This is a genomic window from Neisseriaceae bacterium (assembly GCA_016864895.1).
Lineage (GTDB): Bacteria > Pseudomonadota > Gammaproteobacteria > Burkholderiales > Neisseriaceae > QFNR01.
Genome location: CP046107.1, coordinates 22,343 through 35,329, shown reverse-complemented (window position 1 = coordinate 35,329; position 12,987 = coordinate 22,343). Strand labels below are relative to the sequence as shown.

The window sequence follows — 12,987 nt, the reverse complement described above, 5'->3', positions numbered from 1 at the left end:
AAGTTAAAATGAATTGACTAAAGAACTATTCATTAAATCATTATCTACTAAATCTACTACTTCATCTTGTACATCAACTTGAAAAAATTCTGTAAACGTTTGTAAATCCATTTTTTTAGGCCAAAATTTCTGATCATCAAACCAACTGGCTACTTCCAACTCGAATAACTGACTATAATTTTCACCAACATAAGCAACCACTTCCTCTGGTGTTTCTCTTTGTGGCACTAAAAAAACTCGACAATTGGCTTGTACTTGCTCTAAAGTCAGTTCAATATCACCTCCCTCTTCACGAATGGCTTGGTTTAACCAGTCCAGAAATTTTTGTGTTGGCCTTAAAATCACGGCTGAGCGATCAACTACATATAACATAATTTTCCCCTATTGCATAAACATTACATACGCTTCAAGACATTAATACCCAATAAATCCAAGCCTTGCTTCAATATTCTTCCTGTTAAGTCTGATAAAGCTAAACGCTCTAATTTAATTTTATCAGGTGCTTTCAAAATATCATGTGCCTCATAAAATCGACTAAATAATGTTGCCAATTGATAAAGGTATCCCGCTAAATAGTGAGGGTTACTACTATCAATAACTTGCAATAAAACTTCTTCGAATTTTAATAATGAAACTGCTAATTGTTGTTCTAACCGCTCTCGATAAGCTACTTCTTGAATCAGCTGTTTAGGCTCTACCCCAGACTTGTTTAATAAACTACTAATTCTAGCATAAGCATATTGCAAATAAGGTGCTGTATTGCCTTCAAAAGACAGCATCTTATCCCAATTAAAAATATAATCACTCAAGCGATTTTTAGATAAATCTGCATATTTTACTGCGCCAATTCCTACAACTTCAGCAATTTCATTAATCGATTCTGAGGTTAAATCTGGATTTTTACTTTGAATCAAATCTTTGGCTCTAGATACTGCTTCATTTAATAAATCGACTAACTTAATAGTCTTACCATCACGTGTTTTAAAAGGCTTACCATCGTCCCCCATTATTGTACCAAATGCCACATGCTCTGCTAATACATTTTCAGGTAGCCAACCAGCTCGTTCAGAAATATTAAACAATGACTTAAAATGTAGTTCTTGTCTAGAATCAACCACATAAATTAAATGTGTTGCATGGTGGTCTTGAATATTAGTCTTTAAACAGGCAAAATCTGTGGTTGCATATAAATAACCACCATCCTGCTTTTGAATAATCAATACACCTGGCCGATCATTTTCATCTCGTAAGTCTTCTAAATATACAAGCTTGGTGCCATTATCATCTGTTACTGCAATACCTTTTTCTAATAATAAATTAACAATTTTGGGTAATTCTTCATTATATTCAGACTCTCCAAAGATATCATCTCTAGTGAGTAATACCCCCAATCGTTGGTAAATTGCCTGTATATGCTCAATAGAAGTTTCCACAAATTTTTTCCAATACTTTAAAATTTCTGGATCATTATTTTGTAATCTAAGAACATACCCTCTAGCTAGATCAGCAAAACTTTTATCCTCATCAAATTTCTTCTTTGCTTGACGATAGAATACCTCTAAGTCTGATAAAATAAATTCAGATTCACTTTTTTGTTCTTGCTCAATCAAATATGCTACTAACATACCAAACTGAGTCCCCCAGTCACCTACATGATTTTGGGGAATAACATTAGCTCCCATAAATTGATAAATTCGATTTAAGCTATCACCTATAATCGTTGAACGCAAATGACCTACATGCATTTCTTTTGCCAAATTAGGTGAGGAATAGTCAATTACTATTTTTTTACCATGCAAACTAGGCTTCACCCCTAATCGATTATCTTCTAACATTAAATTAACTTGTTGATTTAAAAAATGACCATCCAGTCTAATATTAATAAAACCTGGTCCTGCTACTTCTAATGATTGAATAATATCCTGCTTATCTAAATATTGAACGACCTTATCCGCTAATTCTCTAGGATTTCTCTGAATTCTTTTAGCTGCGGCAATTACCCCATTAATCTGATAGTCTCCAAATTGAGGACTCTTAACAGGTTGCAAAACAACAGGATACTCGCCTATACCCACTTGTTCAAATGCCTCTTTTGCCATATCTGTCAGCAAATCACTCATATTCATAAACATAATTCCTTTTATACTTAAAATATTTCAATTGTGTTTTATACCAAAAAAAATTGGCTTACATTATCACATTATTTTATGGAGGTCTTACTTAATTTTTTAAAAAAGATTTTTCCATGTATAATTAATCAAATAAAATATATAAGTTATAGTTAGTTAAAATAATAAACTATGAAAAACAAAAAATTAATCGTTGGCTTTCACGCTACTAATGCTCGTTTATGGCAAAATCCTAAGAGTCTGTATGAAATTTATGTTCTTAATTCAAAAGATGATCAAAGAACTCGAGATGTCATAAAAAAAGCACATCAAGAAAATATAAGAGTGTATTGGGTGGAGGCTGATAGGCTTCAAGCAATCGCTGGTAAGCATACTAAACACAACGGTATCGTTGCCTTCATTGACGCTTCCTCCCCTTTTACCCACATTGATGATATCTTAGATCAACTACAAGAACCCCCTTTTCTACTAATTCTAGATGGTATTACAGATCCTCATAACCTTGGGGCAATATTAAGAGTTGCTGATGCCATGGGAGTACATGCTGTCATTGCACCCAAGGATAAAAGTGCAGGTTTGAACACGACTGTTAGCAAAATTGCTTGTGGCGCAGCTGAAAGTATTCATTATATCACCGTAACAAACTTGGTTCGCACAATAAAGGAGCTAAAAAAAAGACAAATTTGGATTTATGGAACTGATACAAATACTGATGTTAATTTATATGAAGCAAATTTACCTTTAGGTATCGCCTGGATCGTAGGTTCAGAAGGTGCCGGTATGCGTCGATTAACAAAAGAAAATTGTGATGTTTTAATCTCTATCCCTATGTATGGGACTGTTGAAAGTTTGAATGTCAGTGTTAGTACAGGGATTATTTTATCAGAAACGAAAAGGCAACATTTTTTAAAGTTGAAAGGAGTATAATGATTTGGTTTTGGTTTACTCTTGCAGTGATTACTTTGATTTTTGAATTAGCAACCGGTATTTTTTATTGCTTAATTTTTTCAATTGCATTTTTTATAACTGGCTTTTATACTTATTTTTCGGATACTGATCCTGCTCTTAGTACTGCTGTTGCAGCTTTACTTGCATTAATAGGTTTGATCATTATTGCAATGATTAACCAAAAAAAGAAAAAAGAATATTCTAAGTGCTATGTACCTCAAGATTTGGATATAGGTCAATTGGTTGTGATAAAAGAACAACTTGTTGACGGTCGGTACTATGTCCACTATAGAGGAACCTTATGGAAAGCTGTACTCGAAGACAACACAAAAACCGCATTAATAGGGGATAAGGCTAGTATTATTGGTAAAGATGCCAATACATTAATTATTCAATTAACTTCATTTTAGAAAGGTCATAAGTATGTATGATGTGATGACAGTGGCATTGCTACTGATAGTTGTAGTTGCCATTATTGGCTGGCAATCCATAAAAGTAGTTCCCCAACAAGAAGCTTATGTTATTGAACGACTCGGAAAATATCATAAAACTTTGTATGCTGGGTTAAGTATCATCATACCCTTTATAGATAGGTTGTCTTATAAGCACACCCTAAAAGAAATTCCCTTAGATGTACCCAGTCAAATATGTATTACTCGTGATAATACCCAACTAACTGTAGATGGTATTATTTATTTCCAAGTCACTGATCCTAAGTTAGCCTCTTATGGAACAAGTAATTACGTATTAGCCATTACACAACTTGCTCAGACGACTCTACGCTCAGTCATTGGTCGTATGGAACTGGATAAAACTTTTGAAGAAAGAGAAGAAATCAACAAAGCAGTTGTTTCTGCTCTTGATGAAGCAGCACCATCATGGGGGGTAAAGGTCTTACGTTATGAGATCAAAGACTTAGTACCACCAAAAGAAATATTACAGGCAATGCAGGCACAGATTACTGCAGAAAGAGAAAAACGAGCAAGAATAGCAACCTCAGAAGGTTTAAAAATAGAACAAATCAACCTTGCCTCTGGTAAGAGAGAGGCTGCAATTCAAGAGTCTGAAGGTGAACAGCAGGCAAAAATTAATCATGCTACAGGTGAGGCTGAATCATTAAGATTAGTTGCCAATGCAACTGCAGATGCTCTTCGGATAGTTGCTGAATCAATTAATAATCCTGGAGGATTTGAAGCTGTGAATTATAAAATTGCAGAACAGTATGTAGAGGCATTTAAAAACCTAGCTAAAACTAACAATACTTTAATTTTACCGGCTAATGTCGCAGATATTGGCAGTTTGGTCTCTACTGGATTACAAATTGTAAAAGGTCATAAAATCAATAAGTAAAAAGATAACCTTTTAAAGTCAATTATTTTATTGCTAAAATAACGATGATTTAATAAACTGAAAACCATCGTTATTTTTCAAACTGGAATACCTATGAACTTACTAGAATTATTAAATATTAGCAACGAAGAACAAAAGGGGTTTGGTAACTTAAAAGAGTATTTAAGGTTAAACAAAGCGATCTATCACTTTATTTACTGTATGAATAAACAAGCTGACGAACTGGATAACTTAACCAATGATCCTGCTTTTAGACTTTCTCGTTTAACGACTACTTTAATTTTTCTAAAAAATTGTATTGAGAATCGTGATATTGCTGAAATTAAATCTGTCGAAAACTTTTGTAAGGATTTTCTTACGATCACCAATTTTAATCATTTAGCTGATTTGCTTAATTATGTTTTGAAAACAGAGGTCTCTTATATTGATGAGAAACTGATGGGATCTATTGAAAAAATTATCATCGAGACTGTTAGTCGTACCGCAGTTGGCGCTCATTATAATAGTGAAAACAATGAGTTTACCTTTGATGATATTTCATGTAATAACTTAGATACTCAGCATTTATTTGATAAAAATATAGAACTTTATCATTTGTATAAAAATTATAATTTTCCGTCCAACAGAGGCCTTTAATATTATTATTCGAAAATTATCATCAATGTATGTCCCACATACCTTAATTCGTGGAACTGATAAAATATGATGTATATTTTCAGAGTAAATTTAAGATAGGTATAAATTATCATATTAGTAAATTTATACTTATCTATTTTAAGTAAATAATTACATCAAATAAATTTTCAAAAGAACAAGCTACACTTCTCATAGAGTCCTATTAATTTTGTGTTACAATTTGAGCAGTATGTAAAATCTTATGAGTAATCTCATGCTATTAAAATTAACTATCCCTAATATTCTAACAACAATAAGAGTTGCCCTAATCCCTATCTTTGTCATTATTTGTTACCTACCTGTCCTCTTGCCCAAAGGTGCTATCAGTCAATCTCAAGTCAATTTTGCTGCCGCCTTAACTTTTGCAATTGCAGGAATTACAGATTGGTTAGATGGAATGATTGCTAGAAAATGGAATCAAACCACTGAGCTAGGTGCTTTTTTAGATCCTGTTGCTGACAAGTTGTTAGTTGCATGCGCTCTCATTTTACTAGTCAGATGGGATAGAACTTACGCTTTCCTCGCCATCATTATCATAAGTCGTGAAATTTGTGTTAGTTCATTAAGAGAGTTAATGGCTCGTAAAAATCGTAGTAATGTAATTGCAGTAGCAAAAATAGGCAAATGGAAAACGGCAGCTCAAATGACCGCCATTATAATGTTATTGCTTGGGACGTTCCCTTACTTCGCTTGGAACCTACATGATTTAGGAAATACTTTTTTAGTGATCGCCGTAATTTTAACTATTATTTCGTTCGCATATTATGTGAAAGAAATTTATTTAGACTTAAGGACAAATAATACAGCTTAGCTTTTAGGTTAATAATACTAATTTAAATAATACTAATTTTTATAGATTAAATGATATCATCTACTTTATAAAAATTATTTTAAAAAATATTGAAAACAGTACTTATAAACCTCTCTCTAGTACCGTATTCAATATTAAATCTGACAGATCGATCGTAATATCACTCAAGGTAATCTTCAATCAATGGACAGGAACATATTAGGTTTTTATCACCATAAACATCATTAACTCGACTTACACTCGGCCAGTATTTATTCTCTTTTACAAATGCTAATGGATAAACAGCCTCTTCTCTCGAATAAATGTGTTTCCACTGACAAGTAACTAAACTATTTGCTGTATGTGGTGCATGTACTAATGGATTATCGTCTAATGTCCACTCTTTATTTTTGACTTTATCAACCTCTTTCTTTATTTGTAACATTGCATCAATAAAACGATCTAATTCCTGTTTACTTTCACTTTCCGTAGGTTCAATCATTAATGTACCTGGAACTGGAAAAGACATAGTTGGAGCATGAAAACCGAAGTCTATTAACCGCTTAGCAAAGTCTACTTCAGTCAAGCCTGTTTCTTCTTTAATGGGTCTCAAATCAACAATACATTCATGAGCTACAAATCCATTTTGACCTGTATACAAAATTGGAAAATCATTTTTCAAACATTTAGCTACATAATTTGCATTCAATAATGCATTCTTAGTAGCGAGAGGGAGCCCTTCTCTTCCCATCATACTCAAATACATCCAAGTAATTACTAAAATTCCTGCAGAACCATATGGTGCAGAAGCTACAGCACCCATATTAGGTTTTGCATCTATAACTTGAGAGATGACATGATTAGGCATAAATGGTGCTAAGTGTTTTTTAAATCCAATAGGCCCTACACCAGGCCCTCCACCACCATGAGGAATACAAAATGTTTTATGTAAATTGATATGTAAAATATCCGCACCAATATCTGCCGGTCTCATCAATCCCACCTGCGCATTCATATTGGCACCATCCATATACACTTGACCCCCATGCTCATGGATAATATTACAAATTTCAACAATCCCTTCCTCAAACACACCATGTGTCGATGGATAGGTAATCATTAATGTAGCCAATTCATTTTCATAATGTTTTGCTTTTGCTCGTAAATCTCCAAGATCAACATTACCAGCTTCATCACATTCTACAACGATCACTTTGAGACCTGCCATTTGAGCACTTGCAGGATTTGTCCCATGTGCTGAACGAGGAATCAAGCAAATATTTCTACTCCCTTGACCAATAGATTCTAGGTATCTTCTAATAAGGACTAATCCTGTATATTCTCCTTGAGCCCCAGAATTAGGTTGCACAGAAATCCCATCAAACCCAGTTATTGCTTTTAATTGCTCTTGTAAATCTTGAATAAGTTCCAAATAGCCCTCTGTCTGCTCTTTAGGCGCAAAAGGATGGATTTCCATTAACTTAGGCCAAGTAATGGGGATCATTTCACTTGTAGCATTTAATTTCATGGTACAACTACCCAATGAAATCATACTCCTAGTTAAAGAAATATCCTTATTCTCTAATTTTTTTAAATAACGTAACATTTCATGTTCTGTATGGTATGAATTAAAAACAGGATGCATCAGAATATCATCTGTACGTAAAAATGAATTATTTAAACGATCTTTAATAGGATTACTATGAAGGTGACTTTTTTGTTGTGTAAATATTTCACATAGTATTTCAAAATCTTCTTCATTAGAAAGTTCACTAAAAGAAACTAAGACCTTATTTTCATTTAAAATACCTAAATTAATATAATTCTCTTTAGCTTTATCAACGATCTCTGAAAAGTATTCCTTACAATCAATACACAAAGTATCAAAAAATACCTGGTGCTTCAATTCCACTTGCTTATTATCAGTAACTCGATCCGCAAAAGCACTTGCTAATAAATGAATTCGTTTAGCAATTTGTTTAAGGCGTTTAGGTCCATGGTAAACTGCATACATACCCGCAATATTAGCTAATAAGGCTTGTGCAGTACATATATTAGATGTGGCTTTTTCTCGACGAATATGTTGCTCTCTAGTTTGCAAAGCCATTCTTAAGGCAAGTTGCCCATCTGTATCCACAGAAACACCTATTAAACGTCCTGGTGCCATTCTCTTATATTCATCTTTGAATGCAAAAAAAGCAGCATGGGGACCACCGAAACTCATAGGAACACCAAAACGTTGACTATTCCCCAATACGATATCTGCTCCCAATTCTCCTGGCGATTTCAATAGAACTAAACTCATAATATCAGCAATAACTGATACGATGATACCTTTGTCTTTAAATCTTGAAATGATCGGCTCTAAAGCAACAATATCACCCTCTAAACCTGTATATTGTATAATCGCTCCAAAATAATTACCTTCAATATTTTTTGATACATCACCTATCACAATTTCAAAATTAAAATATCTTGCCCTGGTCTGAATGACATCTAAAGTCTGAGGGAAAATACGACTATCAACAAAAAATCGGTTAGTTTTATTTTTCCCAACTCGTTTCGACATTGACATAGCCTCTGCAGCTGCTGTTGCTTCATCCAATAAAGAAGCTCCAGCAATAGGCATGCCCGTTAAATCAATACATACCTGCTGAAAGTTCAACAATGCCTCTAAACGACCCTGTGACACCTCTGCCTGGTAGGGTGTATAAGAGGTATACCAACCAGGATTTTCCAATAAGTTTCTTAAAATAACAGTTGGTAAAAAAGTAGGATAGTAACCCTGTCCTAGATAACTTTTAAATATTTTATTTTTTGAAACTATTTTCTTAATATCAATCAAAGCTTCTCTTTCTGTCTTTGCCTCATTGATAGCTAGTTCACCTTTGAATCTAATAGAAGGAGGTATTACTTGGTTAATAAAATCATCCAAACTAGTAAACCCTAAAACGCTCAACATTTCCTTTTGTTCATCTAGACTCGATCCTATATGTCGTGAAATAAAGTCTTGTTTTTGAAATATATCTATTAAATTCATTCTATTCCTTCATAGCTAGTTATGACTAACTTAAAACCCACTTTTTTTCTCAAAAAAAGTCTCATAAACCCAAAAAATAGTAAAGGTTGGAATCAAATCAGTGACTGGCAATATTTCTTCGAAAAAACCAATAATGGCAGCTACCTTCCCCTTTGCTCCAATTCCAAACATTTTTAATAATAAGCCTGCAGATATAGATGCCCAAACAAACTTAACAATTGGAATGGCCATTGTCACTACTCCCATGATATCCAATATAATGCAAAACAACAGTTTCTTATAATTTTTTTGATTACGAACTTTGATATTCATTTAGGATTCCTCTTAAGTCTTCTTCTGTAACACAATCATTAATAACCGCATATCCTAATGACTGTAAGGTTACAAACCTAACAACTCCATCTTTCACTTTTTTATCACGTTTAAAAGCCCTTAACCAATTTTCAATTGGGATCATCGGTGGCTCTGTAGGTAAATTAAAGTCTTTTAACAGTTTTTTAATTCGTAAAATATCTTCTGGTCTGACATTAGCATAATTTTTTGATAATTCACTAGCCAATACCAAACCCACAGCGACCGCCTCACCATGCAACCAATGACCAAATCCCATTTCAACTTCAATAACATGTCCGAATGTGTGGCCTAAATTAAGTAATGCTCTCATGCCACCTTCTTTTTCATCTTTGGCCACAATGTCTGCCTTCATCGCACAACATGTATGAATAATATGCAATATAGCTTTATTGTCTAAAGTTTTAATTAAATATGTATTGTCTTCTAACCACTGAAAAAAAGTGTAATCTCCTAATAAAGCATATTTTATTACCTCTGCCATACCAGCAGAAAATTCCCTTTTAGGTAAAGTTTCTAGGACATCGTGCCCTATAAATACTGCTTGAGGTTGATAAAAAGCACCTATCATATTTTTACCCAAAGGATGATTAATCCCAGTTTTCCCGCCTACAGATGAATCTACTTGACTTAATAAAGTAGTAGGAATCTGAATAAAAGCAACACCCCTTTGATAAGTGGCCGCGACAAAACCAACAATATCACCAATCACACCTCCACCTAAAGCAATCAAAGTAGTATTTCGTTCAATATTGTTTGTTAGTAAAGCATCATAAATAGTATTTAATGTATCAAAATTCTTATATTCTTCCCCATCGGGTAAAACGATCACTAACGGTTTATAACCTTTAGTAGTCAGAATTTCTCTTATCATGTCAAGATACAACAATTCAATTGTTGTATTAGTAATGATGACAACCTGAGAAGTTAAAAAAGAACCTATCTGTTCTTCCAATAACTCGCTTAAATAATCTGCAAAAAAAATGGGATATCGTCTCGATTTCGCCTTAACAATTAATTTTTTTTTGTCCGACATTATATCCCCTATGTTCAATTAGGTCTGACAACTCCTCTACACAACGATGGAAAGTGGAGTTTTTGTTGTTAATAGGGTAAATCACATGTGCAACCTCGTTATACAAAGGTGCTCTTTCCTCATATAAATCCATTAATGTCCTTAAAGTATCCACCCCCAAAAACAAGGGCCTCGAAGTATCCTTTTCCATACGCTCTACTAAGGAATCTGGCTTTGCTTTCAAGTAAATCACAAAGCCAGTTTTTTTCAAAAGTACTCTACTATCTTCGTCTAAGATAGAACCCCCTCCTGTGGCTAAAACAATATTATGTTTTAAAGTAAGCTCCTGTATTGCCCTCTTTTCTCTTTGCCTAAAGCCTTGTTCACCTTCAAGATCAAAAATAGTTTTTATAGAAACACCAGTCCTATTGACTAAAAAATGATCTGAGTCAAAAAAATCTTTATTCAGTTTCTTAGCCAACGCTTTTCCTATGGTAGTTTTACCAGAACCAGGCAACCCTATTAAATATACATTTAATTGTTTATGCATAATGGAACGTTTTATATCATCAATTCCTAGTTAGTATATATTAGTAGAACAAAGAATCCTCAGATGACTTAACAACCTTAGGTGTTAAAAAAATCAGTACTTCCCTACGTTCTGAGTTTCTATTTTGAGTTTTAAATATATTACCAAGTAAGGGAATATCTCCTAACAAAGGAACTTTGTTTATACCATCACTTGAAGATTCATCATAAATACCTCCCAAAATCAAAGTACCCCCATCTTCAATCATTGCTCTCGTATTTAATTTTTTAACACCAATTGCCCCATTGTCTTGAAATGGTGTATCTTTGGAAACTTCAACATCTAATATAACGTTGCCATCTGGTATGATCTGAGGTGTCACTTTTAATGATGTTACTGCTCTTTTAAACTTCATTGTAAAGCCATCATTACCTCCCTGCATTGTTCGATAAGGAACCTCTACACCTTCTTCTAACAATGCTTGTTCACCATTCAATGTTAATACTCTTGGTGATGAAATAATCTTTGCGTTACCTTCTTCTTGCATTGCAGATATTTCCAAATTCACAATGGCCGAATTAGTACTTCTAATTAAAGAAAAGCCAGTAGAACCACTAACACCAGGGACGACAGGAAGATTAATATTAGGTGATAAAGCCGTACTTGACGACAAGCTCCCCCCCCCTATAGATCCTCTGTATTGATTATCACCATTATTCCTATTAACGATCGCGCCAAGCTTCATACCTAAATTTCTAGCATAAGTATCCTTCACCTCTACAATACGGGCTGAAATCATTACTTGATCTCTTGAAATATCTATCTGCTGCAACATCCGCTCGAATTTATCAATACTAGCAGGTATATCTGTAACAATAACTGTGTTGGTTCCCTCATCTATCATGATGGAGCCACGCTTAGAAAGAATAGAGTTCCCAGAACTACTACTGCTAGATTTCTCTACCATTTTTTTCAAATCCTCTACGGATTTATATTTAACTTGAAATGAACGAGATTGTAACCCTCCTAAACTTATCTGATCTTTTTCCATCATTAATTGTTGTCGATCTTGAACCTCAAATTCGGATTTAGGTGCAATATGAATAATTGAGCCTACTTTACGCATACCTAGATTTCTAGACTGTAATATTAAATCCAAAGCTTCATCCCAACGCACATTATTCAATTTTAAAGTTAATTTTCCTTTTACTGAATCACTCGCCACAATGTTAATATTACCCTCTTTAGCTAGAATTTGTAGTATAGTTCTTACCTCGATATTTTGAAAATCAAAGGAAACTTTGCCACCTTTATATTTTAAATTTGGTGATTTCCCAACACGTTCAGTTGAAAAAATACTCTCATTAGTATACACATCTACTACTATCTCAGATCCATGATCACTTAATCTATAATCCCAGTTTCCACCATTAGTATAGACTGTAACAATGGCATCATTACCTTGTTTGTTAATATCAATGCTCCTAACAATCGTATTAAATTCAGTAACATCATAGATATTTTGAGCCTCAGAAACTGGCCTATAGTTCTTCAATTTTATTTGAAGACGATTATTGAATTTTTTGACTTGTGGTGTTTCATGCTGATGATTAACTATCAATGCAATAGTCCCACTACCATTATTCATCCTTCTAAATTCCAATTTAATTGGATTTTGATTGCCTCGAGGGATACCGTAAGTCGTCGCTTTAGCGGAGGATTTGTTATTTACTTCCTGATCATTTTTTTGATGGTTATATATCTTCTGAGAAGAAGGATCAACGTATAACCAAATTTCATCACCTCTTCGAACCAACTTATAAATTGACTGTTGTTTCATTTGAATAGTTATCTGAGTTGTATCGCGCAACTCAGATAAAACAATAGAAGATAAAATAGGATCATCATATTCTAAAATATGACGATCAACTAACGATTTCACACCATGAAAGTCCAGTGTTACCTGAAAATTATTTTGTTTAGAAATAGCCTTAGGCATGACAACATCCCCATTAAATTTAATTTTAATAACACGACTGTTATCGATGACTGCCAACTCAAGCTTGGAAATATTACCCGCCCACGAAAACTGGATCAACAATAATACCAACACTGATATTACTCTTTTTGATAATCTCAACATACTCTAAACCTTTTGTT

12 protein-coding genes are annotated in these 12,987 nt (G+C 33.7%); 5 read left to right on the top strand and 7 right to left on the bottom strand.

Features of this window, described 5'->3' with window-relative positions; all coding sequences use genetic code 11:
- Positions 1 to 3: 3 nt before the first annotated feature.
- Together GKC53_00155 and argS are read right to left on the bottom strand one after the other, a co-directional pair.
- Positions 4 to 372 (bottom strand): hypothetical protein, encoded by a 369-nt coding sequence (locus tag GKC53_00155; GenBank protein QRN40594.1) that lies wholly within the window; start codon positions 370 to 372, stop codon positions 4 to 6.
- A gap of 23 nt (positions 373 to 395) precedes the next feature.
- Positions 396 to 2,126 (bottom strand): arginine--tRNA ligase, encoded by a 1,731-nt coding sequence (gene argS / locus GKC53_00150; protein ID QRN40593.1) that lies wholly within the window; start codon positions 2,124 to 2,126, stop codon positions 396 to 398.
- A gap of 174 nt (positions 2,127 to 2,300) precedes the next feature.
- Between argS and rlmB the strand changes: the two genes are divergently transcribed.
- From rlmB to pgsA, 5 genes are all read left to right on the top strand, one after another.
- On the top strand, positions 2,301 to 3,056 hold the full coding sequence (rlmB, locus tag GKC53_00145; protein ID QRN40592.1) for a 23S rRNA (guanosine(2251)-2'-O)-methyltransferase RlmB: 756 nt from the start codon (positions 2,301 to 2,303) through the stop codon (positions 3,054 to 3,056).
- Positions 3,056 to 3,487, top strand: a complete 432-nt coding sequence (locus tag GKC53_00140) for a hypothetical protein (protein QRN40591.1) — start codon at positions 3,056 to 3,058, stop codon at positions 3,485 to 3,487. The genes rlmB and GKC53_00140 overlap by 1 nt, the downstream gene beginning before the upstream one ends.
- A 25-nt stretch (positions 3,488 to 3,512) precedes the next feature.
- Positions 3,513 to 4,427: a paraslipin gene (locus tag GKC53_00135; protein QRN41796.1), complete on the top strand. Its 915-nt coding sequence runs from the start codon at positions 3,513 to 3,515 to the stop codon at positions 4,425 to 4,427.
- Positions 4,428 to 4,520: 93 nt separating this feature from the next.
- On the top strand, positions 4,521 to 5,063 hold the full coding sequence (locus GKC53_00130; GenBank protein QRN40590.1) for a hypothetical protein: 543 nt from the start codon (positions 4,521 to 4,523) through the stop codon (positions 5,061 to 5,063).
- A 253-nt stretch (positions 5,064 to 5,316) separates the two neighbouring features.
- On the top strand, positions 5,317 to 5,913 hold the full coding sequence (pgsA, locus tag GKC53_00125) for a CDP-diacylglycerol--glycerol-3-phosphate 3-phosphatidyltransferase (protein QRN40589.1): 597 nt from the start codon (positions 5,317 to 5,319) through the stop codon (positions 5,911 to 5,913).
- A 160-nt stretch (positions 5,914 to 6,073) separates the two neighbouring features.
- Here pgsA and gcvP read toward each other — a convergent pair whose 3' ends face one another.
- Genes gcvP through pilQ form a run of 5 tightly spaced genes read right to left on the bottom strand, consistent with a single transcriptional unit; the run spans position 6,074 to position 12,970 of the window.
- Complete coding sequence (gene gcvP / locus GKC53_00120; GenBank protein ID QRN40588.1) at positions 6,074 to 8,932, bottom strand: aminomethyl-transferring glycine dehydrogenase; 2,859 nt, start codon at positions 8,930 to 8,932, stop codon at positions 6,074 to 6,076.
- 30 nt (positions 8,933 to 8,962) lie between these two features.
- Positions 8,963 to 9,244: a hypothetical protein gene (locus tag GKC53_00115; protein ID QRN40587.1), complete on the bottom strand. Its 282-nt coding sequence runs from the start codon at positions 9,242 to 9,244 to the stop codon at positions 8,963 to 8,965.
- Positions 9,225 to 10,319, bottom strand: a complete 1,095-nt coding sequence (gene aroB, locus GKC53_00110) for a 3-dehydroquinate synthase (GenBank protein QRN40586.1) — start codon at positions 10,317 to 10,319, stop codon at positions 9,225 to 9,227. Before aroB ends, GKC53_00115 begins: the two co-directional genes overlap by 20 nt.
- Positions 10,291 to 10,848 carry an AAA family ATPase gene (locus GKC53_00105; protein QRN40585.1) on the bottom strand — a complete coding sequence of 186 codons (558 nt, stop codon included), beginning with the start codon at positions 10,846 to 10,848 and terminating at the stop codon, positions 10,291 to 10,293. Before GKC53_00105 ends, aroB begins: the two co-directional genes overlap by 29 nt.
- A gap of 40 nt (positions 10,849 to 10,888) precedes the next feature.
- Positions 10,889 to 12,970 (bottom strand): type IV pilus secretin PilQ, encoded by a 2,082-nt coding sequence (gene pilQ / locus GKC53_00100; protein QRN40584.1) that lies wholly within the window; start codon positions 12,968 to 12,970, stop codon positions 10,889 to 10,891.
- Positions 12,971 to 12,987 lie beyond the last annotated feature (17 nt).